Annotated in this window: 16 protein-coding genes; 5 read left to right on the top strand and 11 right to left on the bottom strand. The window is 73.6% G+C overall.

The window, feature by feature from the left end; genetic code table 11:
- Positions 1–21: 21 nt before the first annotated feature.
- Together ACFYZL_RS04020 and ACFYZL_RS04015 are read left to right on the top strand one after the other, a co-directional pair.
- Complete coding sequence (locus tag ACFYZL_RS04020; RefSeq protein WP_388675735.1) at positions 22–1,164, top strand: ThiF family adenylyltransferase; 1,143 nt, start codon at positions 22–24, stop codon at positions 1,162–1,164.
- 84 nt (positions 1,165–1,248) lie between these two features.
- Complete coding sequence (locus ACFYZL_RS04015) at positions 1,249–2,577, top strand: ABC1 kinase family protein (RefSeq protein ID WP_384753005.1); 1,329 nt, start codon at positions 1,249–1,251, stop codon at positions 2,575–2,577.
- Positions 2,578–2,590: 13 nt separating this feature from the next.
- Here the strand turns inward: ACFYZL_RS04015 and ACFYZL_RS04010 are convergent, their stop codons facing one another.
- The 5 genes from ACFYZL_RS04010 to ACFYZL_RS03990 form a co-directional block, all read right to left on the bottom strand.
- The gene (locus ACFYZL_RS04010; RefSeq protein ID WP_384589585.1) at positions 2,591–2,797 is read right to left on the bottom strand and encodes a hypothetical protein; all 207 of its coding nucleotides are present in this window, start codon (positions 2,795–2,797) and stop codon (positions 2,591–2,593) included.
- Between the two features lie 101 nt (positions 2,798–2,898).
- On the bottom strand, positions 2,899–3,228 hold the full coding sequence (locus ACFYZL_RS04005; RefSeq protein WP_384753008.1) for a hypothetical protein: 330 nt from the start codon (positions 3,226–3,228) through the stop codon (positions 2,899–2,901).
- Positions 3,225–3,596, bottom strand: a complete 372-nt coding sequence (locus ACFYZL_RS04000) for a WhiB family transcriptional regulator (protein WP_365165514.1) — start codon at positions 3,594–3,596, stop codon at positions 3,225–3,227. Before ACFYZL_RS04000 ends, ACFYZL_RS04005 begins: the two co-directional genes overlap by 4 nt.
- Positions 3,597–3,776: 180 nt before the next feature.
- Positions 3,777–4,091, bottom strand: coding sequence for a hypothetical protein (locus tag ACFYZL_RS03995; RefSeq protein WP_384753023.1), 315 nt, complete (start codon positions 4,089–4,091; stop codon positions 3,777–3,779).
- Between the two features lie 181 nt (positions 4,092–4,272).
- Positions 4,273–6,513: an ATP-dependent DNA helicase UvrD2 gene (locus ACFYZL_RS03990; RefSeq protein WP_388675730.1), complete on the bottom strand. Its 2,241-nt coding sequence runs from the start codon at positions 6,511–6,513 to the stop codon at positions 4,273–4,275.
- A 101-nt stretch (positions 6,514–6,614) separates the two neighbouring features.
- Here ACFYZL_RS03990 and ACFYZL_RS03985 point away from each other — a divergent pair, with 101 nt between their 5' ends.
- Positions 6,615–6,875, top strand: a complete 261-nt coding sequence (locus tag ACFYZL_RS03985; protein WP_030029876.1) for a mycoredoxin — start codon at positions 6,615–6,617, stop codon at positions 6,873–6,875.
- Positions 6,876–6,987: 112 nt separating this feature from the next.
- On the opposite strand, the gene nudC is transcribed toward ACFYZL_RS03985, so the two are convergent.
- The 5 genes from nudC to ACFYZL_RS03960 form a co-directional block, all read right to left on the bottom strand.
- Positions 6,988–7,929, bottom strand: a complete 942-nt coding sequence (gene nudC / locus ACFYZL_RS03980) for an NAD(+) diphosphatase (protein WP_384753014.1) — start codon at positions 7,927–7,929, stop codon at positions 6,988–6,990.
- A gap of 72 nt (positions 7,930–8,001) precedes the next feature.
- Positions 8,002–9,411 carry a dipeptidase gene (locus ACFYZL_RS03975; RefSeq protein ID WP_388675726.1) on the bottom strand — a complete coding sequence of 470 codons (1,410 nt, stop codon included), beginning with the start codon at positions 9,409–9,411 and terminating at the stop codon, positions 8,002–8,004.
- A gap of 10 nt (positions 9,412–9,421) precedes the next feature.
- Positions 9,422–13,270 (bottom strand): UvrD-helicase domain-containing protein, encoded by a 3,849-nt coding sequence (locus ACFYZL_RS03970; RefSeq protein WP_388675723.1) that lies wholly within the window; start codon positions 13,268–13,270, stop codon positions 9,422–9,424.
- 485 nt (positions 13,271–13,755) lie between these two features.
- A complete protein-coding gene (locus ACFYZL_RS03965) occupies positions 13,756–17,421 on the bottom strand; it encodes a UvrD-helicase domain-containing protein (protein ID WP_388675720.1) in 3,666 nt (1,221 codons plus the stop codon).
- Positions 17,422–17,610: 189 nt separating this feature from the next.
- Positions 17,611–17,970 (bottom strand): MGMT family protein, encoded by a 360-nt coding sequence (locus ACFYZL_RS03960; protein ID WP_384757972.1) that lies wholly within the window; start codon positions 17,968–17,970, stop codon positions 17,611–17,613.
- Between the two features lie 119 nt (positions 17,971–18,089).
- Between ACFYZL_RS03960 and ACFYZL_RS03955 the strand changes: the two genes are divergently transcribed.
- Entirely contained in the window at positions 18,090–20,924 is a 2,835-nt protein-coding gene (locus ACFYZL_RS03955) for a lysylphosphatidylglycerol synthase domain-containing protein (protein ID WP_384757975.1), read from the top strand.
- A 687-nt stretch (positions 20,925–21,611) separates the two neighbouring features.
- Here the strand turns inward: ACFYZL_RS03955 and ACFYZL_RS03950 are convergent.
- On the bottom strand, positions 21,612–22,352 hold the full coding sequence (locus tag ACFYZL_RS03950; RefSeq protein WP_388675716.1) for a YwiC-like family protein: 741 nt from the start codon (positions 22,350–22,352) through the stop codon (positions 21,612–21,614).
- A 190-nt stretch (positions 22,353–22,542) separates the two neighbouring features.
- Between ACFYZL_RS03950 and ACFYZL_RS03945 the strand changes: the two genes are divergently transcribed.
- Positions 22,543–26,190: a nitrate reductase subunit alpha gene (locus tag ACFYZL_RS03945; protein ID WP_388675713.1), complete on the top strand. Its 3,648-nt coding sequence runs from the start codon at positions 22,543–22,545 to the stop codon at positions 26,188–26,190.

Here is a 26,190-nt window from a genome sequence, read left to right as displayed (position 1 = left end):
CCGGATCGGGGGAGGACGGCGATGTATCCGAAGGTGAAGCCCGCGCTGGCGCGGGCCTGGCGGGATCTGCAGACGGTGCAGTTCGGGGTGACCCCGGCGCACGCGGTGGCGCTCGGGCCGGTGGACACGACGACGGGCGCCCTGATCGACCGGATCGACGGGACTCGGGGGATGGAGCTGCTGCGCGCGGAGGCCGCGGCGATGGGGCTGCCGGACGGTCAGGCGGACGAGGTGGTGCGGCGTCTGGCGGGCGCCGGCCTGATCGACGACGTCACGGCGGGCGGCCCGCGGGCTCAGGCCGTGCGCAAGCGGCCGGAGGTGCTGGAGCGACTGGGACCCGATCTGGGCTCCCTCTCCCTCGTCCACCGCGAGCCGGGAGGGGACTTGCGGGGTGTGGCCGCGCGCCGGGCGATACGGGTCCAGGTGCGCGGGAGCGGCCGGGTGGGCGGGGTCATCGCCTCGGTCCTGGCGGGGGCGGGCGTGGGCCGGGTCGAGGTCCTCGACGGGGGTCGCGTGGAACCGGCGGACGTGGCGCCCGGCGGGATCGGGCCCGGCGGTGTGGGCCGGCTGCGCGCCGAGGCGGCGGGGAAGGCCGTGCGGGAGTCGGCCCCGGGCCCCGCCCCGAGAACCGGGGAGCACACGGGGGCGGAGCCCGGGCTGTCCCTGGTGGTGGTCGCGCCCCGGGACGGGCTCGGTGCCTGGGCCCCGGATCCGGAGACCTCGGCCGGCTGGGTCGCCACCGGAGTCCCGCACCTGTTCGCGGGCGTGCTGGAGGGCACCGGGTTGGTGGGTCCGCTGGTGCTGCCGGGGGCGACGGCCTGCGCCGGGTGCATGGAACGCGACCAGGTCGACCGGGATCCGGCCTGGCCGAGGATGTTGGTGCAGTGGAGATCGGCGCACCGCCGCCGCGCGGGCGCCGCCTGCGATCTGGGGCTGTCCACGGCGGTGGCCGGCCTGGCCGCGGCCCACGCACTGTCCTTCCTCGACGGCGAACTCCCGGCGAGCACGGGCTCCCGCTGGGAGGCCGCCCTGCCCTCCCTGCACTGGCAAGCCGTCGCGGTGCGCCCGCACCCCGACTGTCCGTGCGGGGCGAGCACGGCACGTCCAGCGGCACTGGAGCACGCAGGAGGAGGATCGGGAGCGGACCGGGAGGGAGGGCCATGACAGGATGCGTTGGGTCCGCCGGGCCGGAGGGCGGGCCAGAGGCTGCCACTTGCGGCGCAGCTGTCTGGGAAACGGAGGGGCGTTATGTCTGATCTTCCCCGGAAAGCGGTCACCCGTACCGCCAAGCTGGCCGCGCTGCCTCTCGGCATCGCAGGTCGGGCCACATGGGGGCTGACCAAACGGATCGGCGGCAAGTCGGCCGAGATCGTCGCGCGAGAGCTTCAACAGCGCACCGCGGAGCAGCTGTTCCGCACGCTCGGGGAGCTGAAGGGCGGTGCCATGAAGTTCGGGCAGGCCCTGTCGGTCTTCGAGTCGGCCCTGCCCGAGGAGGTCGCGGGGCCCTACCGGGCGGCGCTGACGAAGCTTCAGGAGGCGGCCCCGCCGCTGCCCTCGGCGACGGTGCACCAGGTGCTGGCGGACCGGCTCGGCGCGGACTGGCGGGAGCTGTTCGAGGAGTTCGAGGACAAGCCGGCCGCGGCGGCCTCCATAGGCCAGGTGCACCGGGCGGTGTGGCACGACGGCCGGGCGGTGGCGGTCAAGGTCCAGTACCCGGGGGCCGGCGAGGCCCTGCTGTCGGACCTGAAGCAGCTGGGCCGGTTCGCGGGGCTGCTGGGGCCGCTGATCCCGGGCATGGAAATCAAGCCGCTGATCAAGGAGTTGCGCGACCGGGTCGCCGAGGAGCTCGACTACGAGCTGGAGGCGGAGGCTCAGCGGACGCATGCGGAAGCCTTCGCGGACGACCCGGACGTGGTCGTGCCGGATGTCGTGCACCAGGGCGACCAGGTGCTGGTGACCGAGTGGATGGAAGGCACCCCGCTGTCGGAGGTGATAGCCGACGGCACCGACGAGGAGCGTGACCGCGCCGGTCAGCTGCTGGCCCGGTTCCTCTTCTCCGGTCCCGCGCGCACCGGCCTGCTCCACGCGGACCCGCACCCGGGCAACTTCCGCCTGATATCGGGCGCGGACGGCCGGATGCGGCTGGGTGTCCTGGACTTCGGCACGGTCGACCGGCTGCCCGGGGGCTGGCCCGAGCCCATCGGCAGGTCGCTGCGGATGACCCTGGACGGCGACGCCGAGGGGGTCTACGGCCACCTGTGCGCGGAGGGGTTCGTGAGGGAGTCCATAGAACTGGACCCCGATGCGGTGCTGGACTACCTGAAGCCGATCATCGAGCCCGCCGAGGCGGAGGAGTTCACCTTCACCCGGCCGTGGCTGCGCGGCCAGGCGGCGAGGATCGCCGATCCCCGCTCCCCCGCACACCAGTTGGGTCGGCAGATCAACCTGCCGCCCTCGTACCTGCTGATCCACCGCGTGACGCTGAGCACCATCGGGGTGCTGTGCCAGCTGGGCGCGACGGTGCGGCTGCGCGAGGAACTGGACACCTGGCTGCCGGGGTTCGCCTCCGACGAGTGACGCCGAGGGGCGGTCACCACCAGGAGGAGTCGAGTCTGCCTTCGATCGCGCGGAGGTTGGCGCGCGCGCAGTCGACGCAGAAGTACTGTCTGGTCCCGTTCTCCACCGAACAGGTCCAGGTGGGCGGGGGGCCGGGCGGGGCCTGGGTGCCGCAGCGCGCGCAGACGACGGGCTCGGGCTCGGTTCCCGGTGGGACGGGGTGGGAAGTCGGCTGGTCCACCTACAGACGATATCCCCGTAGGGGGTGGACAGCCGTCCGCAACGCACCGGGGGGACCGGTCCCTTCGGACCGGTCCCCCCGGGTGGTGCCGTCTTCGGCACTCAGTGCATGACGGCCATGGCCAGCGCGCGGCGGGCGCGCAGCGAGACTCGCTCGGCTCGCCGCTGCATGCGGCGGGCGGCGACCAGGCGGCGGGCGTGACGCTCGGCGTCCACCTCGCGCATGCGGTCGTCCATATGGGCACGAGCCAGGGCTTCTGGGATGAGTTGCATTTCACGGGTCCTGTTCTGACGCGAGGTGATCTCGCCTGCGGTGATGAAGTCTGCGTGGGCGGCGCCGTGCGGCTGCTCGCTCGTGGCGTAGGGGGACATGAGGGCCTGCTTCAGGGGGTCGTGCGTGAGGGGGCGGTCGATGGTTCCGAGGGCGGTCATGCCGCTGCAACCGGGTTCTTGCGCGGACGGCCACGGGGGCGCTTCCGGGCTACGACGACACCCTGGACGAAGAGCTCTCCGCCCCAGACGCCCCAGGGCTCACGACGCTCGGTCGCCCCGGCGAGGCAGGCCTCGACGAGCGGGCAGGTACGGCACAGGGACTTCGCGTACTCGACGTCCGCCGGGGACTCGGCGAAGAAGACCTCCGGGTCGAAGGTGCGGCAGGGAACCGGGACGCCGAGGTTCTCGATGGCGTCGTCGAGCGCGGTGAGCGCGGTGAGCGGGGTCAAGGTGGAGTCCTCCGGGACTGCGGGCGGGGAGAGAGTCTGGGTCTGCGATACGGACGGGGCGTGCGCTTCGAGTTGCACGGTGTTTTCTTCCTCGTCTTGGTCGGCTAGTCGTTCCGGCCGGTCGGCCGGTCGCGGCTGGTCTGGTTCTGCCAGTCCCGAGGCCCCTTCGCTCCGTCATCCCCGTTCGGGGACAAACAGAAGGGCCGCGGATCCCGGGTGGGGTTCCGCGGCCCTGAAGGCGCCGGCCTGATCTTTCGATCAGGCTGGATCACTCCAGGGTTCGAGCCCACGGAAGGCCCACATCAGGTGGTGCTGGTGCTTCGTCGTCTGCTTCGTCTTGGATCCGGCACCGGCTTCGGCGGCGAAGCCATAGGCGCCCTGCGCCTGAGCTTCTGCTGCCAGTACTGCCACCGGTGCCTGGGTCGGTCGCTCATTGCGCGCGCTGACCGGAAGGGTCGCCGACAGGGCGGGGCGGTCGGCGGAAATCGCGGACGCACCGGTACCCCGGAGGGAGACGGAACCGAGCAGGCAGGAAGCGGCGACCGAGCGATCGGTCATTTTGGTGAAGGTCATGAAGCTGGTCACTGGTCTCGCCTCCTCTCGGCGTCTCGGGGACCTGACCCCGGGGGGTCCGTCCCATGCGTATTCGGATAAGTACAGCACGGATCCGGGGCTTCGGAGAAGCCACCGTTTCCGTTGCTAAGAACCTATGGGTCTTCGCTGGGCATGTGCAAACTATTTTTCCGACGAGTTTCTACGCGTCGTCAGAATCCTCGGTTCCGCTCTCCCGGCCTGCGCAGATGGCCAGGACGTCGGCTCCGTACCGGTCCAGCTTGCGGCCGCCGACGCCGGAGATCATCGAGAGCTCTCCGGCCTCCGAGGGCGCGGCCTCCGCGATCGCCATCAGCGTCTTGTCCGTGAAGACGCAGTACGCGGGCAGACCCTGCTCCTTCGCCTGGACCGCGCGCCAGTCCCGCAACCGCTCGTAGAGCCCCTCGTCCATGTCGGACGGGCAGTCCTCGCAGCGCATCAGCTTGATCTCGCCCGCCTCGGTGAGGGTCTTGCGGCACACCCGGCACAGCGTGGGGCCCCGCCTGCCGCGCGCCCGCGACGCCCGGTCGGCCGGGGAACCCGGCAGCCTCCCCGGGGCCGCGGAGCCCGGCCGCAGGCCGTTCAGGAAGCGACTGGGCCGCCGGGAGGCCCTGCCGCCCGGGGCGCGGGAGAGCGCCCAGGAGAGCGTCAGATGGAGCCGTGCCCGGGTGACGCCGACGTAGAGGAGCCTGCGCTCCTCCTCGACCTGCTCGTCGGTCTTGGCATATGTGATCGGGATCATGCCGTCGGTGAGGCCGACGAGGAACACGGCGTCCCACTCCAGGCCCTTGGCCGCGTGCAGCGAGGCCAGGGTGACGCCCTGCACCGTCGGGGCGTGCTGGGCGGCCTTGCGCTCCTCCAGCTCGATCGTCAGGTCCGCCAGATTGGCCCCCGGCCGGCTGCGGGCGAAGTCCTCGGCGAGACGGACCAGGGCGGCCAGCGATTCCCACTGGTCGCGGACCGCGCCGGAGCCGGCGGGCGGCTCGGCGGTCCAGCCGGTGGAGCTGAGCACGGCGCGGACCTGGGCGCCCAGTTCCACGATGTCGTCGAGGACCCGGTCGTTCCCGCTCCCGGCGGAGCGGGCTGCTCCGCGCAGCGCGAGGATCGCCTTCTGGACCTCCTGCCGCTCGAAGAACCGCTCGGCCCCGCGCAGCTGGTAGGGGACCCCGGCGTCGGCGAGGGCCTGCTCGTAGACCTCGGACTGGGCGTTGATGCGGAAGAGCACGGCGATCTCGCCGGCCGGGACGCCCGCCGCGATCAGATCGCGGATCCGGTGGGCGACGCCCTCGGCCTCGGCGGGCTCGTCCGGGTACTCGGCGTAGACCGGGTCGGGGCCGGTGTCGCGCTGCGAGACCAGTTCCAGGCGGTGTTCGGAGGCCCGGCCCCTGGCCTGCTTGAGCAGCCCGTTGGCGAGGTGGACCACCTGGGGCGTGGAGCGGTAGTCGCGGACCAGCTTGACCACGGTGGCCTGCGGGTAGCGGGTCCGGAAGTTCAGCAGGTGGTCGGGGGTGGCGCCGGTGAAGGAGTAGATGGTCTGGCTGGCGTCGCCGACGACGCAGAGGCTGTCGCGCTCACCGAGCCAGAGGTCGAGCAGCCGCTGCTGGAGGGGGCTGACGTCCTGGTACTCGTCGACCACGAAGTGCTGGTACTGGGCGCGGATCTGCTCGGCGATGTCGTGCCGGTCCTGGAGGATGCCGACCGTCAGGAGCAGCACGTCCTCGAAGTCGATCATCGCGCGGTCGCGCTTGAGCTGCTCGTACGTCCCGTAGATCTGTGCGATCTCGGCGAGGTCCCGGGGGGCTTCGCGACCCGCCTTGACGGCGGCCGCCGGATAGTCGGCGGGCACCGTCTGGGTGACCTTGGCCCACTCGATCTCGCCGGTGACGTCGCGCAGCTCGCCCCGGTCGAGGCGGATGCGGCAGCGGGCGCCAGCCTCGGCGACGAGCTGGATCTTGCGTTCCAGCAGCCGCGGCACGTCCCCGCCGACCGCCTTGGGCCAGAAGTACTGGAGCTGGCGCAGGGCGGCGGAGTGGAAGGTGCGGGCCTGGACGCCGCCGGCGCCGAGACCGCGCAGGCGGCCGCGCATCTCCCCGGCCGCGCGGTTGGTGAAGGTGACGGCCAGCACGCTGGCGGGCATCAGCTGTCCGGACTGGACCCCGTACGCGATCCGGTGGGTGATCGCGCGGGTCTTGCCCGTGCCGGCGCCGGCCAGCACGCACACCGGTCCGCGCAGGGTCGTCGCGACCTCGCGCTGCTCCGGGTCCAGGCCCAGGAGCACCGCGTCGGCCGATTCCGGGGAACCTGCGGAGGCGGGGAAGGACGGGGAGTGCGTTGCTGCTGTCACCCCGCAATGCTGCCAGGTCTCGTGGGTCGGGCGGGAAACTTGTCCACAGCCCGTGCGCATCCGTCGTACTTGTACGAGGAGGGGCGTGGTACGGGAATGGCGGCGGCGTCCCGTACGTTCGGGTACTCGGACCAACGAGCCCTCACGAAGGAGACCGCAGCATGCAGGACACGGGCACCGTCACGATGTACAGCACGACCTGGTGCGGCTACTGCCGCCGGCTGAAGACCCAGCTGGACCGGGAAGGCATCGCGTACAACGAGATCAACATCGAGCTCGACCCGGCGTCCGCGGCGTTCGTGGAGAAGGCGAACGGCGGCAACCAGACCGTTCCCACCGTGCTCGTGAAGTCCGCCGCCGGCAACGAGTCCGTCATGACGAACCCGAGCCTGGCCCAGGTCAAGCAGGCCCTCGCCGTCTGAGCCGCCGAGCGGCCCACGGGGCTCGGCCGAGCCCGTCAGAAAGGCCCCCGCCTCGGCGGGGGCCTTCTGCTGTGTCGAAGGTGCTGTGACGAACGTTACGGGGCGACGAAACTCACGCGGCCGGCTTCGGCAGCGGTTCGCCGTACCAGTTCTCGACGAGGCGCGCGGCGATGGAGATGCCCGACGGGGGCACCACCTCGCCGGTCTCGAACGCGCGGCGCAGGTCCTCGCGGGAGAACCAGCGGGCCTCCTGGATCTCCTCGCCGTCCACGTTGATCTCCGAGGTGGTGGCGCGGGCCGTGAAGCCCAGCATCAGGCTGTACGGGAAGGGCCACGGCTGGCTGGCCACGTACTCGACCTCGCCGACCCTGACGCCCGCCTCCTCCCACACCTCGCGCACGACGGACTGCTCGATGGACTCTCCCGGCTCCACGAAGCCGGCCAGGGTCGAGAAGCGGCCCTCGGGCCAGTGGACCTGGCGGCCGAGCAGCGCGCGGTCCTGCTCGTCCGTGACCAGCATGATCACGGCCGGGTCGGTGCGCGGGTAGTGCTCGGCGCCGCAGCCCGGGCAGCGACGGATGTGTCCGGCGGCCGCGACGACCGTCCGCTCGCCGCAGCGGGAGCAGAAACGGTGCATCCGCTGCCAGTTCTCCAGCGCCACGGCGTGCACCATCAGCCCGGCGTCCCGGTGGCCCAGCAGCAGTCCGGCCTCGCGCAGGCCGGCCGGGCGGGCCGACTGGTCCATGCGGCCGGGCAGCGAGTCCTTCTGCAGCGCGAAGTACCGGACGCCGTCCTCGTCGGTGCCCAGGAAGTACCGGTGCGTCTCCGTGGCCGGTGCCTCGAAGGCCGCCGTCATCACGATGCCGGTGCCCCCGTCGGGGGTGTCGTCGATCAGCACCTGACCGCCGGAGACGACGAAGACACGGGTGGTGGGGTGGCTCCAGGCCGCGGCGAGCCACGCCTCGTCGAGGCGGTGGTGCGCGGCGCGGTCGATTCCGCTGGGCGCGGCGAGCGAGAGCGGACGCTCGGTACGGGTGCTCACAGGTACTTCCAACTCCCCCGGTGGTGGGACTAGGCAGGCGTACGGACTACGAGTGCGGCGGGTGCGGGTGCGACGGTGCGGGTGTCAGGCGCTTCCGCCGCGGTGGGTGGCGGCCAGGTCGCCCCACAGGTAGGCGGTCGTCTCGACGCCCTTGAGGAGGAGGTCCAGCTCCACCTTCTCGTTCGGCGAGTGCCAGCCGTCGGAGGGTACCGAGATGCCGAGGAAGAGGACGGGTGCGTCCAAAACGTCCTGGAGGTCGGCCGCCGGGCCCGAGCCGCCCTCGCGCGTGAAGCGGACCTTCTGGCCGAAGGCGCGGCCCATGGCCCGTACGACCGACTGCAGGGCCGGGTGGTCCAGCGGGGTCAGGCACGGGCGGGTCGGGGCGCCGAAGATGATGGAGTGCCGGATCCCGTCCGGGATCCGGGCGGAGACCCAGTCCCTGACGGCCGCCTCGACCTCGTACGGGTCCTGCCCCGAGACCAGGCGGAACGAAAGCTTCAGGTGGGCGGAGGCGGGCACGATCGTCTTGCCGCCGGGGCCCTGGTAGCCGCCGCCGATGCCGTTGACCTCGGCGGTCGGGCGGGCCCAGACCCGCTCCAGGGTGGAGTAGCCGGCCTCGCCCGCGGCCGCGTGGGACTTGGCCGTGCGCAGCCACTCCGCCTCGTCGAAGGGCAGCTCGGCGATGAGCGCGCGCTCCGCGTCGGTGAGCTCGGCGATGCCGTCGTAGAAGCCGGGGATCGTGACCCGGCCGTCCTCGTCGTGCAGGGCGGCGACCAGGCGGGCGGCGACGGTGGCCGGATTCGGCACGGCCCCGCCGAAGGCGCCGGAGTGGATGTCCTGGTCCGGGCCGTGGAAGTCGATCTCGCAGTCGGCGACGCCGCGCATGCCGGTGCAGACGGTCGGGGTGGTCTCGGACCACATGCCGGTGTCGGAGACGATCACGACGTCGGCGGCGAGCTCGGCGGCGCGGGCCTCGACCAGCGCGCGGAAGTGCGGGGAGCCGGACTCCTCCTCGCCCTCGATCAGGAGCTTCAGGTTCACGGCGGGGGCGGTGGCGCCGGTGGCCGCCAGGTGCGCGCGCACCCCCAGGGTGTGGAAGAACACCTGGCCCTTGTCGTCGGCGGCTCCGCGACCGTACATCCGGCCGTCCTTGACCACGGGCTCGAACGGCTCGGTGTGCCAGCCGTCGGCGAGGGCGGCGGGCTGGACGTCGTGGTGCCCGTAGACGAGGACCGTGGGGGCGTCCGGGTCCTCGCTGGGCCAGTGCGCGAAGACGGCGGGGGCGCCGTCCGTCTCCCAGACCTCGGTGACCGGGAAACCGGTCTCCTTGAGCTTCGCGGCCAGCCATTCGGCGCTGCGGCGCACGTCGTCCGCGTGCTCGGGCTGCGCCGAGACGGACGGGATGCGCAGCCACTCGGCGAGGTCGTCGAGGAAGGCGGCGCGGTGGGTGTCGATGTACGTGCGGACGACGCTGTCCGGCGTGCTGAGGCTCATGGCCACGAGCCTAGCCTTCCGCCTGAGCGTCACCGTCCGTGCCCGATTTGCCTTGGAGGATCCGCTCAAGGCGGGCCCGGTCGGGGAGGTTGCGGGGGCGGATCACCCGGCCGCTGCGGACGTGCAGGAAGGCGGCCTTGACCTGGGCGAGGGGGGTGCCGGTGGCTTCCGCCCAGGCCAGGCGGTACACGGCGAGCTGGAGCGGGTCGGCCTCGGTGGTGCGGCCGGTCTTCCAGTCGACGATCTCGTAGCCGCCGTCCTCGGTGCGGTACACGGCGTCGATCCGGCCGCGGATGACCCGGCCGGCCAGGGTGAGCTGGACCGGGGCTTCCATGCGGTGGGGCGGGCGGTCGGCGTATTCGCTGCGCTCGAAGGCGGCCTTGAGGGCGTCGAGGTCGGCTTCGTCCGCGATCTCCTGGTCGGAGCCGGGCAGCTCGGTGGCGGGGTCGAGGACGTCGAGGATCGGGAGGGGGAGCTCGTCGAAGCGGGACTCCACCCAGGCGTGGAAGCGGGTGCCCTGGCGCGCCGCGGGCTGGGGGGGCTTGGGCATGGGGCGGGCGAGGTCGCGGGCGAAGCCCTGCTCGTCGGCGGCGAGGCGGAGGAGCTGGGAGGCCGAGAGGGCGGGCGGGAGCGGTACGTCCCGGACGGCCGCCCGGGCACGGCGGAGCTCGCCCTCCAGGGCGTCGAGGTCACGGTCCCAGGAGGCCACCGTCCGGGCCTCTTCCGGGGTGAGGGGGGTGGTGGCGGCCTTCGGCCGGCGGGCGGGCCTTGCGGACCCGGGCGCGGGGTGCCTCCCGGCGGGGGTCGGGGCGGTCGGGGCGTCGGCCTCCGGCCAGAGGTCGTCGTACGGGTCGGCGGCGGGGGTGGGCCGGAGGGGGTCGTCCCCCACCCCGCCCGTTCCCGCAACCGGGGCTCCGCCCCGGACCCCGGTGGGGTGCGGGCCTGCGGCCCAGGGCTCGGCCGCCCAGGGGTCGTCGAAAACCGGCCCGGCGGGGGCTCCGTTCACGGGTGCGGCTGCGCCGGCGGCGGGCCGGGGACCGGCCCAGGGCTCGGCAGCCCAAGGGTCGTCGGAGTCCGGGCCGGCGGCCGGGGCCTCGGGGCCGGTTGCGGGTACGCCGTGAGCGGGGCCTGGCACGGACCAGGACTCGACGGCCCAGGGGTCGTCGGAGTCCGCGCCTTCCGCCGCAGCCGCAGGCCCGGGCGCGGCCCACGGGTCGGCTGCCCAGGGGTCGTTCGGGGGCGGGGCGTCGCCGGGGTGGGCGGACGGCCCGGGTTCGTCCTCGTAGGACGGGTCCTCGCAGTGCGGGGGCCAGAGGTACGGGTCCTCCTCCGGAGACGGAGACGTTGACGGCGGGGTGGCCAGGTGGGATTCGACCAGCGCCGCCGCCGCGCGGCGCAGGGCCAGGGAGGCCGGGTCCAGGGGGAGCGGCCAGGAGTGGTCCGGGGCGGAGTCGTCGGCGAGGGACGGGTTCTCGGCCTTCGGGTCGGGTTCCTCCGCCCAGGCCTCGATCTCGCCGAAGCCCGCCGCGCAGTGCTCGTACAGGGCCGTCAGGAACGCCGACGGTCCCCGCCGCTTCTTCTGCGTCGGGCCCCACCAGTGGCCCGAGGCCAGCAGCAGGGAGCGGGGGCGGGTGAAGGTCACGTAGCCGAGGCGGAGCTCTTCCGTCTCCTTGTGGGATTTCAGGGCCGCTTTGAAGGACTTGAGGCCCGCCGACGTCCACGCCGGGTCCCCCGGCAGGGTCGCGGCGTCACCGCGCAGGGCGTACGGGAGCACCTTCGCGTACGAGGTCCAGGCCTCCGGCGCCTTCTCCTTCGGGAAGGAGCCCGCGCAGAGGTCGGGGACCACGACCACGTCCCACTCCAGGCCCTTGGACTTGTGGGCCGTCAGGACCTTGACCGTGTTCTCCCCGCCCGGCAGCGCGTGGTCCAGGCCCTTCTCGTACTGGGCCGCCGTGCGCAGGAAGGCGAGGAAGGCGAGGAGCGTGGCCTCGCCGTCGAGGGCGGCGAAGCCGGCGGCGACGTCCATGAAGTTCGACAGGGTCTCGCGGCGGCGGGCGGCCAGCGCGTGCGGGGACGCGGACAGCTCCACGTCCAGGCCGGTGGCGGCCAGCACCCGGTGCAGTACGTCCATCAGCGGGTCGGCGAGCGAGCGCCTGAGGTCACGCAGTTCCTGGGCGAGGTGCGCGAAACGGACCCGGGCCTCGGCCGAGAAGGGCAGGTCGTCCGGGGCCTGCCCGGCGCCGTCGAGGAAGGTCTCCAGGGCGTCGGCCAGGGAGATGATCTCGGCCGGGTCCACTCCCTCGACGGCCGCCGCGAGGCGTTCGTCCGCGTCCTGCGCGGAGGAGGGGGCGCGGTCCACCAGCAGCCGGGCCCGGCGGCCCAGCAGGGCCAGGTCGCGCGCGCCGATCCGCCAGCGCGGGCCGATCAGGAGCCGGACCAGGGCGGCGTTGGCCCCCGGGTCCTGGAGCACCTCGCAGACCGCGACCAGGTCCGCGACCTCGGGCAGGTGCAGCAGGCCGGACAGGCCGACGACCTCCACCGGCACGTCCCGGGCCACCAGCACGGCCTGGATCCGCGCGAAGTCCCCCGCGGAGCGGCACAGCACGGCGATCTCGCCGGGCTCCGTGCCGGTGCTCACCAAGTGCGCGACGGAGTCCCCGAGCCATTCGAGTTCCTCGGCGTGCGTCGGCAGGAGCGCGCAGCGCACGAAACCGGCGTGTTCCTCGCCCGGCGCCGCGCGCAGCGCCTCGACGCCCTCGTGCATGTCGCGCAGCGGGGCGGCGAGCCCGTTGGCCAGGTCGAGCAGGCGGCCGCCGCTGCGCCGGTTCTCGCTGAGGGAGAGCCGGGTGGCGGGGCTGCCGTCGGCGTGCGGGAAGTGCTCGGGGAAGTCGTCGAGGTTGGCCACGGAGGCGCCGCGCCAGCCGTAGATGGCCTGGCAGGGGTCGCCGACGGCCGTCACGGCGTGCCCGGTGCCCGCGCCGAAGAGACCGGAGAGCAGCAGGCGCTGCGCGACGGAGGTGTCCTGGTACTCGTCGAGCAGGACGACGCGGAACTCCTCGCGCAGCAGGGCGCCGACCTCGGGGCGGGTCGTGGCGAGCTGCGCGGACAGGGCTATCTGGTCGCTGAAGTCGAAGAGGTCGCGGGAGCGTTTTGCGGCGCGGTAGCGGGCGACGAGCTCCAGCAGTTCGAGGCGGCCGCGCGCGGCCTCGGGGACCTTGCGCAGGTCCTCGTTGGTGAGCTTCGTACCGGCGAGGGTGTCGAGGAGGGCGGTGTCGTGGGCGCGCAGTCCGGCCGGTTCGACGAGGTGCTCGGAGAGCTCCGCGTCGAGCGCCAGGAGGTCCCCGACCAGGTCGGGGAGGGATTTGGTGAGCGAGGGGTACGGGCCGGGGGCCTCGCGCAGCACCTTCGCGGCGAGCTGGAAGCGGGTGGCGTCGGCGAGCAGGCGGGAGCCGGGTTCCAGGCCGATGCGCAGCCCGTGGTCCTTCAGGAGCTGCCCGGCGAAGGCGTGGTACGTGGAGATGCGCGGCTCGCCGCCGGCCGCGTCGGGATCGGCCGGGGAGGGGTCCGGATCGGTGATTCCGGCCCGCGCGAGGGCCTTGCGCACGCGCTCGGCGAGCTCGCCGGCGGCCTTGTTGGTGAAGGTCAGGCCGAGCACCTGCTCGGGCGCGACCGCGCCGGTGCCGACGAGCCAGACCACGCGGGCGGCCATGACGGTGGTCTTGCCGGAACCGGCGCCCGCGACGACGACCTGCGGGGCGGGCGGGGCGGTGACGCAGGCCATCTGTTCGGGCGTGAACGGGATCCCGAGGAGCTCCTTGAGCTGCTCGGGGTCGGTGAGGACGGGTGGACGCGCGGACACGTAAAAAGGCTAGCCGCACGCACCGACAGCCCGGACCGGCCTGACCTCACCGTCCGCCCCTGCCGGGCCTGGCCCCCGCGGCGTCGGGGCCGACCCCGCAGGGCGTCGAACGCCGGTGCTCGGGGGGCCGGTCCCTCGGCACTCCCGCGCCGTCGGGGTCGGGTGTGCGGTGGGGCGCCCCCGCAGGGCGTCGAACGCACCACGTCATACGTGTCCGCTGCCCCTGCCCGTTCGACGCCCGAGGAGGTGCCCCGGCGCGCGCCCGGCCCCGACGGCACCCCCCGTGGCCCGGCCCTGCCCGGGGTGCCGCTGCGCGGAGCCGTCCCCTACCCGCCCTTCCACCGTTCCCCGGGCTCCGCCCGGACCCGGTCCTCAAACGCCGGACGGGCTGAAAAGACCCGGGGCTCCGCCCCGGAACCCGCGCCTCAAACGCCGGCGAGGCTGGAATCGCCCGCCGGCGCGGGCGCGGAGCGCCGTCGGGGGGGTTACTCGATCGTTTGGCGGCCTTCGGGGCGGGCGCTGCACGAGGCTCGGAAGGAGCAGTGGTCGCACTGCCGGCCGGTGACGGGCGCGAAGCGCTCCTCCAGGACCCGGCCCGCCGCGGTGGCGAGGAGGTCGCCGACCCACTCGCCGTCGAGCGGCTGCTGGGCCTGGATCTTCGGGTCGTCGGAGCCCTGGCGGAGCTGGACCAGTTCGGCGCCGCCGGGTTCCGGGCGCAGCCCGTCGAAGACCTCGTCCACGGCACCCTCGCGGACCGCGAGCTGGTAGACGGCCAGCTGGGGATGGCGGGCGACCTCGGCCTTGGTGGGCGAGGACTTGCCGGTCTTGAAGTCCACGACGTACGCGCGCCCCTGCGGGTCCGCCTCGACGCGGTCCATGGACCCGCGGATGCGGACGGCGTACTCGCCCGCGTCGAGGGTGACGTCGAACTCGTGCTCCGTGGCGACGGCGGCCCGGCCCCCGCGGTCGGTGGTGTGCCACCGCAGGAACCGTTCGAGGGCGGCGCGGGCGTTCTCCTTCTCCTGGCGGGACTTCCAGGGCGCGTCGAAGGCGAGGGCGTCCCACACGGAGTCGAGGCGTTCCATGAGGACGGCCAGGTCGGCGGGGGTCCGCCCGGAGGCGACCTCGTCGGCGAGGACGTGGACGACGTTGCCGAAGCCCTGGGCGGCGGTGGAGGGGGCGTCGGCCTTGACCTCGCGGCCGAGGAACCACTGGAGGGAGCAGGTGTTCGCGAGCTGGTCCAGGGCGCTGCCGGACAGGGCGACGGGCCGGTCCCGGTCGCGCAGCGGCACGCTGCTGCGGGTGGGCTCGTACAGGCCCCACCAGCGCTGCGGGTGCGCGGCGGGCACGAGGGGGCGGTCCTCGTCGTCGGTGAGCGCGGCGAGCCGGGCGAGGCGGCGGGCGGCCGCCTCGCGGAGCTCGGGCGAGGCCTCGGGGTCGACGGTGGTGGCGCGGAGCTCGGCGACGAGCGCGGGGACGGCGAGGGGGCGGCGGGGGCGGCCGGTGACGTCCTTGGGGGTCACGCCGAGTTCGCCCAGGAAACGGGAGGGCTGGTCGCCGTCCTCGGCGGGGGCCTTGACGGCGGTGACGACGAGGCGGTCGCGGGCGCGGGTGGCGGCGACGTAGAAGAGGCGGCGCTCCTCGGCGAGGAGCGCGCCGGGGGTGAGGGGCTCGGCGAGGCCGTCGCGGCCGATGCGGTCGGCCTCCAGGAGGGAGCCGCGGCGGCGCAGGTCGGGCCAGAGCCCCTCCTGCACGCCCGCGACGACGACGAGACCCCATTCGAGGCCCTTGGAACGGTGGGCCGTCATCAGCCGTACGGCGTCGGGGCGGGCCGCCGTGCCGGTGAGGGTGTCGGCGGCGATGTCCTCGGCCTCGAGCTGTTCGAGGAAGTTGAGGGCGCCCCGGCCGCCGGTACGTTCCTCCGCGCGCGCGGCGGTGTCGAAGAGGGCGCAGACCGCGTCGAGGTCGCGGTCGGCGTTGCGGCCGGCGGTGCCGCCGCGGCGGGCCTGGCGCTCCAGGCGCTGCGGCCAGGGGGTGCCGTCCCAAAGGGTCCAGAGGGCCTCTTCGGCGGTGCCGCCCCCCTGGAGGAGCTCGCGGGCCTTGCGCAGGAGAAGGCCGAGGCGTTGGGCGCCGCGGGCGTAGGCGGGGTCGTGGGCGGTGAGCCGCTCGGGCTCGGCGAGGGCGCGGGCGAGGAGTACGTCGGAGGGCGCCGGCACCTTGACGCCTGCGGCGCGCTCTTCGTCGCGCAGGGCGCGGCCGAGGCGGCGCAGGTCGGCGGCGTCCATCCCCCCGAGGGGGGAGCCGAGCAGTTCGAGGGCGGCCTCCACGCCGATCCATCCGGCGTCGACCGGGTCGGTTGCCGGGTCACCTGCCCCGTCGCCTGCGGCGGGCTCGGGGTGCGGGTCGCCTGCCCGGTCGCCTGCGGCGGGGCCGGGCTCGGCCGGGTCGAGGAGGGTTTCCCGCCCACCCGCCCCGACGTTGCGAGCAGGCTCGCCCGCCTCGGGCAGGGCCGCGGCTGCGGGGCTGCCCGCCTGGTCCGGCTCGGCCGGGTCGGGGGAGGTTTCCCGCCCGCCCGCCCCAACGGTGCGAGCAAGCTCGCCCGCCTCCGGCGCCGGGGCGCCCCCAAGGTCGGCGGGCACGGCCGTGCCTGCGGCGCCCGGCACGGTGCTGCCCGTGGCCGTTCCCGCGGACGGCGGTGCGGCGAGGTCGGCCGTGGCCGTTCCCGGCGCAGCCGGTGCCTCCGGGCCGGCCGGCGCAGCCTCGTCGGCCGGGGCGGACGGAGCGGCGGGGGGCGTCGCGGGTGGGGTGGCTGTGGTGCGAAGGGCGGTGAGGAGGGGGGCCACCGCCGGTTCGTGGCGGAGGGGGGTCGCCGTGGCGTCGGTTTCGGCCGGGACGCCCGCCGTGATCAGGGCGCGCCGCATCGCCGGGAGGGTGCGGCCGCCCGCGCGGACCAGGACGGCCATGTCCTGCCACGGCACGCCGTCCTCCAGGTGCGCGCGGCGCAGGATGTCGGCGATGTTGTCGAGCTCCGCGCCGGCCGTGGGGTACGTGTACACCTCCACCGAGCCGCCCTCCCGGGTGGGGGTGAGCCCGCGGTGGGCTCGGACGGCCTCCGCCGGCAGGCGGGGCAGCGGCATGCGGGTGGTCAGGAGGCGGGTCGCCGCGAGGAGGTTCGCGCCCGAGCGGCGGCCGACCGTCAGGGCCCGTACCGCCGCGCCCGGGAAGGCGGACTCGAAGTCCAGGGTGTTGTTGATGTCGGCGCCCCGGAAGGCGTAGATCGACTGGTCGGGGTCGCCGAAGGCGGTCAGCGTCCCGCCGGGGCCGGTCAGGGCTCGCAGCAGCCGCAGCTGGGAGGCGTCCGTGTCCTGGTACTCGTCCACGAAGATCGCGTCGTACGAGGAGGCCAGGGACGGGGTGCGCTCCGCGAGGAGGACGGCCCGGTGCAGGAGTTCGGCGTAGTCCAGCATGCCCTGGAGGTCCAGGACGTCCAGGTACTCGGAGAGGAAGGCCGCGGCCGCCTTCCAGTCCGGGCGGCCGATCCGGTCGGCGAAGGAGGAGAGGGCGGAGGGGCCCAGGCCCAGCTCGCGGGCGCGGGCCAGGACGGCGCGGACCTCGTCGGCGAAGCCGCGCGTGGTGAGGGCGGCCCGCAGGTCGTCCGGCCAGCGGATGGAGCGGGAGCGGCGCTGGCCCTCCAGGAGGGTGCGGACCATGACGTCCTGCTCCGCGCCGGACAGCAGCCGCAGCGGGTCCGCGAACAGGTCGACGTCCTGGTGGGCGCGGACCAGGCCGTAGCAGAACGAGTGGAAGGTGGTGGCCTGCGGCGCCCGCGCCCCGCCGAGGCGCAGGGCGGTGCGGTCGCGCAGTTCCACGGCGGCCTTGCGGCTGAAGGTCAGGATGAGGATCCGGGCCGGGTCCGTGCCCGCCTCGACGCGGGCGGTCACCGCCTCGACCAGCGTGGTCGTCTTGCCGGTGCCCGGTCCGGCCAGGACCAGCAGTGGTCCGCCGGCGTGCTCAACCACCGACCGCTGGGCTGCGTCCAGCACAGGGGGATCCACCCGTTCCGGCCCGGTGCGCACGAGGCGGTACGCGTCGGGGGTCCGCGTACGCCGCCGTTCGGTGCGGCGGTCGGCGTCGGTGGAAGGGGTGATCACGTGAGGTGCCGGTCCTGGTCGTCCTGGGTGGCGGGCGGGGTCTGGGGGCGGGTCCGCGACGGTTCGCGGAGAAGCCGAAGAGGCAACGCTACGGCAACCGGCCGACGCCGCGCAGTCCCCCCGGGTACCCCGTACGGGCGTTCGCGCGTTCCCTCGACCGCCCGCTGGGGCCCCCCATGGCCGAAGCTGTCAGGTGTGAGCCTCGTCGCGCCCGCCGTCCCGACCGGGGTCCCCGGGCTCCCCGTCCCAGCGTGCCCGGCGCATGTCCAGCCGTGCCTCGCCGCCGGTGGTCAGGCGCAGCGGCGTGGCCTCCGCCCGGTAGTGCTCCAACGCGCGCAGTTCGTGTCCGGGCAGGGGGACGCCGTCCGCCCGCACCACGCGCCACCAGGGCACGGCTCCCCCGTACAGGGCCATGACGCGCCCGACCTGACGCGGTCCGCCCTCGCCGAGCCACTCGGCGACGTCCCCGTACGTCATCACCCGGCCGGGCGGAATCCGCTCGGCCACCTCCAGTACGTGCTCCGCGTACGCGGGCAGTTCCTCGCTCATCCGGCCCATGGTGCAGGACGCCGGCGGCCCCCCGGCGGAAGCCTCGGTTCCATACCGGCGCGCACCCTGATGCCCCGCTCCCCGGTCGGTCCGTGCCACCATCTTCCGGGCGGTGACTGGTGATACGTGATCAAGAAGAGACGGATGTGACGACGAAGGAGCAGGGTGTGAGCCCTCCGAACGGCGCGGCGACGGACGGCGACGCGCGCCCGGACGACGGCGACGGCGAGAGCCACAGCACCCACGACCGCGCTCGTCACGACGACACCACCCGCCGCCCGGACTCCCCGGGGGACGGTCCCGCGCAGCACGGCGGCACCCCCGAGGACAGGGCACCCGAGGAAACCCCTCCCGGGGACGGCCCGCACGGGCACGCCCCCACCGCCGCCGATCAGGTCGAGGTCGACGAACCGCTGCTCGCCGCCCGCGTGCACCGGCCGTCCGATCTGGTACGCCTCCTCGTCGGCATCCTCGGCATCGCCGTCGTGCTCGGCATCTCCGCCTTCGCCCACGGCACCACGGCCGGCCTGGAAGCCGACATCAACCAGGGCACCGGAGCCGCGCCCGACCTGCTGATCAAGGTCGCCGCGCTGGTCTCCAGCATCGCCGTGCTGCTGCTCCCCGTCGCCTTCGCCATCGAGCGGCTGATCAAACGCGACGGCCTGCGCATCGCCGACGGCGTGCTCGCCGCCGTCCTCGCGCACGGGGTCACCCTCGCCACCGACCTGTGGGTCTCGCAGGCCGCCCCCGAGACCATCCAGGACGCCCTGACGATCCCCGCCGGCACCGCCGGGGACCTCACCGACCCGGTGCACGGCTACCTCGCACCCGTGATCGCGTACATGACAGCAGTGGGGATGACCCGCAGACCGCGCTGGCGCGTGGCGCTGTGGGTGGTGCTGCTGCTCGACGCCTTCACGATGCTGGTCAGCGGTTACACCACTCCCTTCTCGATCATCCTCACCGTGCTCATCGGCTGGACCGTGGCGTACGGGACCCTGTACGCCGTCGGCTCCCCGAACGTCCGCCCCACCGGGCAGAACCTGCTCGCGGGCCTGCGCCGCGTCGGCTTCCAGCCGGTCAGCGCGATGCGCGCCGAGCAGCAGACCGAGGGCGGCCCGGACGCCTCCGAGACCGGCGACCGGGGGCGGCGCTACCACGTCACCCTGGAGGACGGCCCGCCGCTCGACGTCACGGTCGTCGACCGCGAGCAGCAGGCCCAGGGCTTCTTCTACCGGGTCTGGCGCCGGCTCACCCTGCGGGGCATCACCACCCGGCGCAGCCTCCAGTCCCTGCGCCAGGCACTGGAGCAGGAGGCCCTCCTCGCCTACGCGGCCATCGCGGCGGGGGCCAACGCGCCCAAGCTGATCGCCACCTCCGAGCTCGGCCCGGACGCCGTGATGCTCGTGTACGAGCACCTCGACGGCCGGACGCTGGACTCGCTCCCCGACGAGGAGATCACGGACGAGCTGACGCACAACACGTGGAAGCAGGTGCGGGCGCTGCAGTCGCGGCGGATCGCGCACCGGCGGCTCACCGGGGACGCGTTGGTGGTGGATCGTTCCGGCAACGTCGTCCTCACCGACCTGCGCGGCGGCGAGATCGCGGCCGGTGACCTGGTCCTGCGGATGGACGTCGCACAGCTGCTGACCACCCTCGGCCTGCGGGTCGGCGCGGAGCGCTCGGTGGCCTCGGCGGTGTCGGTGCTCGGCCCCGACACGGTGGCGGACTGCCTGCCGCTGCTGCAGCCGATCGCGCTGAGCCGGTCCACCCGGGCGACGCTGCGCAGGCTGGCCCGGGAGCGGGCGGACCGGGAGCGGGAGGCCGTACTGGAGTCCTCGCGCGCGGCGAAGGCGGCGCGCGAGGCGGCCGGATCGGACACGAACCCGGTCGCCGACCGCAAGGCCGAGAAGAAGGCGCTGGACGACGCGCTGGACGGGGCCCGGGAGGAGGACCTGCTGAGCCAGATCCGCCGGCAGGTCCTGCTGATCCGCCCGCAGGCCCCGGTGGAGCCGGCCCGGCTGGAGCGGATCCGGCCGCGGACGCTGGTGTCGTTCATCGCGGGCGCGTTCGGCGCGTACTTCCTGCTGACGCAGCTCGCGCACGTGGACTTCGGAACCATCGTCGGCAAGGCGCAGTGGGGCTGGGTCGGGGCGGCGCTCGCCTTCTCGGCCCTGAGCTACTTCGCGGCGGCGATGAGCCTGCTGGGCTTCGTGCCGGAGCGGGTGTCGTTCCTGCGGACGGTCGTCGCGCAGGTGGCCGGTTCCTTCGTGAAGCTGGTCGCGCCGGCGGCGGTGGGCGGTGTCGCCCTGAACACGCGCTTCCTGCAGCGCGCGGGGGTCCGACCGGGGCTGGCTGTCGCGAGCGTGGGCGCCTCGCAGTTGTTCGGACTGGCCAGCCACATCCTGCTGCTGCTGTCCTTCGGCTATCTGACGGGGACCGAGAAGACCCCCGAGATGACCCCGTCGAGGACGGTGATCGCCGGTCTGCTGACGGTGGCGGTGCTGGTGCTGGTGGTGACGGCGGTCCCGTTCATGCGGAAGTTCGTCGTGACGCGGGTACGGGCGCTGTTCGCGGGCGTGGTGCCGCGCATGCTGGACGTGCTCCAGCGGCCGCAGAAGCTGATGACGGGGATCGGCGGGATGCTGCTGCTGACCGGCTGCTTCGTGATGTGCCTGGACGCGTCGATCCGCGCGTTCGGGGGCGGCGAGGCCATCAGCTACGCGAGCATCGCGGTGGTCTTCCTGGCGGGCAACGCGCTGGGCTCGGCCGCCCCTACGCCGGGTGGCATCGGCGCGGTCGAGACGACGCTGACGCTGGGGCTGATCGCGGCGGGGCTGGAGAAGGAGGTCGCGATCTCGGCGGTGCTGTTGTTCCGGCTGATGACGTTCTGGTTGCCGGTGCTGCCGGGGTGGGTGTCGTTCAACTTCTTGACCCGCAAGGAAGCCATTTAGCCTCCGGCTCGGTGGGCGGTCCGGGGGCTGGTTCCCCGGCGCTGCGCGCCCGTCCGCCTCGTCCGTGCTCCGCCCGTCCCCCCGGGCTCCGCCCGGACCCGCGCCTCAAACGCCGGCGGGGCTGTATTTGCCCCTGCCGGCCGCAGGGCCATCCCGGCCTCGCCGGCTTTCGAGGCGCGGGGGACCTTTTCACCCTCGCCGGCTTTCGAGGCGCGGGGCCACCACCCAGCCCCGTACGCCTTCGAGGCGCGGGGCGACCCTCCAGCCTCGCCGGCGTTCGAGGCGCGGGGGACCTTTCCAGCCTCGCCGGCGTTTGAGGCGCGGGGTCTGGGGCGGAGCCCCAGGACGGGTCCGGGCGGAGCCCGGGGAACGGTGGAAGGGCGGGTAGGGGACACGCTCCGCGCAGCGGCACCCCGGCCGAGGGAGGGCCGCAGGGTGGGCCGTCGGGGCCGGGCGCGCGCCGGGGCACCTCCTCGGGCGTCGAACGGGCAGGGGCAGCGGACACGTATGACGTGGTGCGTTCGACGCCCTGAGGGGGCGCCCCACCGCACACCCGACCCCGACGGCGCGGGAGTGTCGAGAGGGACCGGGCCCCGAGCACCGGCGTTCGACGCCCTGGGGGCCCACCGCACGCCCGACCCCGACGGCGCAGGGGTACGGGCGCCCTGCCGGGCCCGTCGGCGGGCGTCAGAGGGACAGGGGCAGCGTCAGCAGGAGGGCCGTGGAGCAGGCCAGTTCGATTGCGCCGACCACCGGGGGGCGTAGGCCCCGGCCCGGGAGGGCGAGGGATCGGGCGAGGTAGGCCGCGAAGGGGATCGCCAGCCAGGGTGAGAGGAAAGCGGCCGCCACCAGGGCCGCCGCGTGGTAGACCGCCGAACCGAGGCGGTAGGAAGGAGAGTTCCGTTCGCGGATCATCGTCTTCACGTACGGCACCGTCCCCGCGAAGTACAGCAGGCACGCCACCCCACCCGGCCAGGACAAGGCCGGGCCGAGGCCGCCCAGGCGGGCCGCCACCAGCAGCATCCCGCATGCCGGGACCACGGCCGCCAGGCCGTTGAGCAGGGCCCGCTCCCGGCCGCGCCACGCGAAGTACGTGTTGACCAGGACGAAGGGCGAGGCGAACAGGGCCGCCGCCACCAGCCACGGGTGGAGGAGCGCCAACGGCACGCCGGCCGCCGCGAACGCCGCCCCGAACACGACCGCGGGAAGGGCGTGCCGGCCGGCCGAGCGCAGGCCGCGCGCGTGCAGCCGCAGCCATTGCCGGCCGTGGAAGACCGCGACGTAACCGAGCAGCCATGCCGCGAACAGCAGCGCGTGCGCCCACCCCGGCCGGGGTGCGAGCAGCGTGCCCGCGAGGAAGGGCACCGTCAGCATCGCCCAGGCACCGTGCTCGTCCGGGAGCCATGTACGTCTCGTCGTCTTCGCCACCGGTAATCGGCATTTCTTCGCGTGATTTCGCTCCGCCGTCGCGGAGTTGGACTTCTCCAGGCTGGCATCCGCCCGGCCCGTGAAATACCGGAAAGAGGTCACGCCCGTACGGGACCTTTGTCACCGGATTCGGCTTTTCCGCAGGCGTAGCGTCGATTGCGCACCATCGTTCTCGGCCTGGAGGCTCGCCTTGCAGAAGCGTCACGCCGCTGATCCGCTCGTCAGGGCGGGGAGTTTCTTCACCCGCGCCGAGGTTTCCGGCGACCTGCGTACCGTCCATCGCACGGGCGGCCGTGCGGCCGAGGCCTTCTACCGGGACCGGTGGAGCCACGACAAGGTCGTGTACTCGACCCACGGCGTGAACTGCACCGGTTCGTGCCGCTGGAAGGTGTACGTCAAGGACGGGATCATCACCTGGGAGGCCCAGGCCACCGACTATCCGTCCGTGGGCCCGGACCGGCCCGAGTACGAGCCCCGCGGCTGTCCTCGTGGCGCTTCGTTCTCCTGGTACTCGTATTCGCCGACCCGGGTGCGCCACCCCCACGTGCGGGGCGTGCTGCTGGAGATGTACCGGGAGGCGAAGGCGCGCCTCGGCGATCCCGTTCTGGCGTGGGCCGAGATCCAGGGCGACCCCGAGCGGCGCCGCGCCTACCAGCGGGCCCGCGGGAAGGGTGGTCTGGTGCGGGCGACCTGGGAGGAGGCGACGGAGATCGTCGCCGCCGCGCACGTGCACACCATCAAGGAGCACGGCCCGGACCGGGTCGCCGGCTTCTCGCCCATCCCCGCGATGTCGATGGCCTCGCACGCGGCGGGCGCTCGCTTCCACTCCCTCATCGGCGCGCCGATGCTCAGCTTCTACGACTGGTACGCGGACCTGCCGGTGGCCTCGCCGCAGGTGTTCGGGGACCAGACCGACGTCCCGGAGTCCGGTGACTGGTGGGACGCCGCGTACCTGATGATGTGGGGCTCGAACGTGCCCGTCACGCGTACGCCCGACGCGCACTGGATGGCGGAGGCGCGTTATCGCGGACAGAAGGTCGTGAGCGTCTCCCCGGATTTCGCGGACAACACGAAGTTCGCCGACGAATGGATGCATCCGCACCCCGGTACGGACGGTGCGCTGGCCCTGGCGATGGGGCACGTCATCCTGAAGGAATTCTTCGTCGAGAAGGAGACGCCCTTCTTCGTCGATTACGTGCGGAAGTACACCGATCTGCCTTTTCTCGTTTCGCTCAAGGAGACGGAACAGGGTCTGGTGCCCGGCAAGTTCGTCACCGCCGCCGACCTGGGGCGGGAGACGGAGAACGCGGAGTGGAAGACCGTCCTCGTCGACGACGTGACCGGTGAGCCGGTCGTCCCGAACGGCACGCTCGGGCACCGCTGGGGCAAGAACGAGACGCCCGAGTGGAATCTGGACCTCGGCGCGACCGTCCCCCGGCTGACGCTCCTCGGCGAGAACGGCACCGCGGAGATCACGCTGCCCCGCTTCGAGGACGACGAGCGCGGCGGTACGGTCCGCCGCGGGGTCCCCGTCCGGCGCCTCGGCGGGCGGCTCGTCACCACCGTCTTCGACCTGATGCTCGCCCAGTACGGGGTCGAGCGCCCGGGCCTGCCCGGCGAGTGGCCGGCCGGCTACGAGGACGCCTCGCAGCCCGGCACCCCCGGCTGGCAGGAGTCGCTGACCTCGGTCCCGGCCGCGCAGGCGGCGCGCGTGGCGCGGGAGTTCGCGCGGACTGCGGAGGAGTCGCGGGGCCGCTGCATGATCCTGATGGGCGCGGGCACGAACCACTGGTTCCACTCCGAGACCATCTACCGCTCCTTCCTGGCCCTGCTCACCCTCACCGGCTGCCAGGGCCGCAACGGCGGTGGCTGGGGGCATTACGTCGGCCAGGAGAAGTGCCGCCCGGTGACCGGCTGGGCCACGCTCGCCGCCGCCTCCGACTGGTCGCGACCGCCGCGCCAGATGATCGGCGCGGCCTGGTTCTACCTCCACACCGACCAGTGGCGTTACGACACCCTGCCCGCCGAGGCCCTGGCCTCGCCGCTGGCCACGGGCGCCTTCGAGGGAATGACGGGCTCCGACTGCCTGGCGGCGAGCGCCCGGATGGGCTGGATGCCCTCGTACCCGACCTTCGACCGCAACCCGCTGGAGTTGGGCGAGGCCGAGGACCCGGTCGGGGAAACGGTTCGCCGGCTGAAGGACGGCACGCTCGGTTTCGCCGGCGAGGATCCGGACGCGCCGCGCAACTGGCCGCGCGTGCTGAACGTATGGCGGGCCAACCTCCTCGGCTCCAGCTCCAAGGGCAACGAGTACTTCCTCAAGCACCTCCTCGGCACGCACTCCAACCTCCCCGAGGACGGGCCGCGCTGCACCCCGAGGGACGTCACCTACCGGGAGGAGGACGTGGAGGGGAAGCTCGACCTGCTGATGAGCATGGACTTCCGGATGACGTCCACGACGCTGCTGTCGGACGTGGTCCTGCCCGCGGCCACCTGGTACGAGAAGCACGACCTGTCCTCCACGGACATGCACCCCTTCCTGCACGCCTTCACCCCGGCCGTGGACCCGCCCTGGCAGGCCCGCTCCGACTTCGACGCCTTCCACGGTCTCGCGACACGCTTCGGCGAGCTCGCCCGGACCCATCTGGGCGTGCGCAAGGACCTGGTGGCGACCGCCCTCCAGCACGACACCCCGGGCGGCGAGATGGCCCAGCCGGGCGGGGTCGCGCTCGACTGGTCGAAGGGCGAGTGCGAGCCCGTGCCCGGCCGAACGATGTACGCCCTGGCGGTGGTGACCCGCGACTACGGGGCGGTCGGCGAGAAGTTCGCCGCACTCGGCCCGCTGGTGGACGGGCTGGGCGTGACGACGAAGGCCGTCACCTTCGACGTGGCGGAGGAGGTCGCGTACCTCGGCGAGAAGAACGGGCGGGTCAGGGGCGGGATCGCCGACGGCCGGCCCCGCCTGGACACCGCGCAGCGGGCCTGCGAGGCGATCCTGGCCCTCTCCGGCACCTCGAACGGACGCCTCGCCACCCAGGGCTTCGAGACCCTGGAGAAGCAGGTCGGCACGCACATGGCCCACCTGGCCGCCGAGGCCGAGGGCAAGCGGATCACCTTCGCCGACACCCAGGCCCGCCCGGTCCCGGTGATCACCTCGCCGGAGTGGTCGGGCTCGGAGTCCGGCGGGCGCCGCTACACCGCCTTCACCGTCAACACCGAGCACCTCAAGCCCTGGCACACCCTCACCGGCCGCCAGCACTTCTTCATCGACCACGACTGGCTGCACGAGGTCGGGGAGTCGCTGCCGGTCTACAAGCCGCCGCTGAACATGCACACCCTGTACGGGGAGCCCGAGCTGGGCCGCGTCGACGAGCAGGCGAAGTCGGTGGCGGTGCGCTATCTGACCCCGCACAACAAGTGGGCTATCCACAGCCAGTACCAGGACAACCTCTACATGATGACCCTCGGCCGGGGCGGTCAGACGGTGTGGATGTCCCCGCAGGACGCGGAGGCCATCGGGGTCGCCGACAACGACTGGATCGAGGCGGTCAACCGCAACGGCGTGGTCACCGCCCGCGCGATCGTCTCCCACAAGATGCCGCCCGGCACGGTCTACATGAACCACGCCCAGGAACGGACGGTGGGCGTCCCCAAGACGGAGAAGACGGGCCGCCGCGGCGGCATCCACAACTCCCTGACCCGGGTGATGCTCAAGCCCACCCACCTCATCGGCGGCTACGCCCAGCTCACCTGGGCCTTCAACTACCTGGGCCCGACCGGCAACCAGCGCGACGAGGTGACGGTCATCCGCCGCCGCGACCAGAAGGTGGAGTACTAG

The sequence above is a fragment of the Streptomyces sp. NPDC001717 genome, from assembly GCF_042892775.1.
GTDB lineage: Bacteria > Actinomycetota > Actinomycetes > Streptomycetales > Streptomycetaceae > Streptomyces.
This window is presented reverse-complemented; position numbering and strand designations above follow the sequence as displayed.

Bases quoted from the DNA above. Each gene is read 5' to 3' on its own strand.
- ACFYZL_RS03985 (WP_030029876.1), top strand. From the start codon at position 6,615: ATGCAGGACACGGGCACCGTCACGATGTACAGCACGACCTGGTGCGGC.
- ACFYZL_RS04005 (WP_384753008.1), bottom strand. From the start codon at position 3,228: ATGACCGCCCTCGGAACCATCGACCGCCCCCTCACGCACGACCCCCTG.
- ACFYZL_RS03990 (WP_388675730.1), bottom strand. From the start codon at position 6,513: ATGCGCACGGGCTGTGGACAAGTTTCCCGCCCGACCCACGAGACCTGG.
- ACFYZL_RS03975 (WP_388675726.1), bottom strand. From the start codon at position 9,411: ATGAGCCTCAGCACGCCGGACAGCGTCGTCCGCACGTACATCGACACC.
- ACFYZL_RS03960 (WP_384757972.1), bottom strand. From the start codon at position 17,970: ATGAGCGAGGAACTGCCCGCGTACGCGGAGCACGTACTGGAGGTGGCC.
- ACFYZL_RS03995 (WP_384753023.1), bottom strand. From the start codon at position 4,091: ATGACCTTCACCAAAATGACCGATCGCTCGGTCGCCGCTTCCTGCCTG.
- ACFYZL_RS04015 (WP_384753005.1), top strand. From the start codon at position 1,249: ATGTCTGATCTTCCCCGGAAAGCGGTCACCCGTACCGCCAAGCTGGCC.
- ACFYZL_RS04020 (WP_388675735.1), top strand. From the start codon at position 22: ATGTATCCGAAGGTGAAGCCCGCGCTGGCGCGGGCCTGGCGGGATCTG.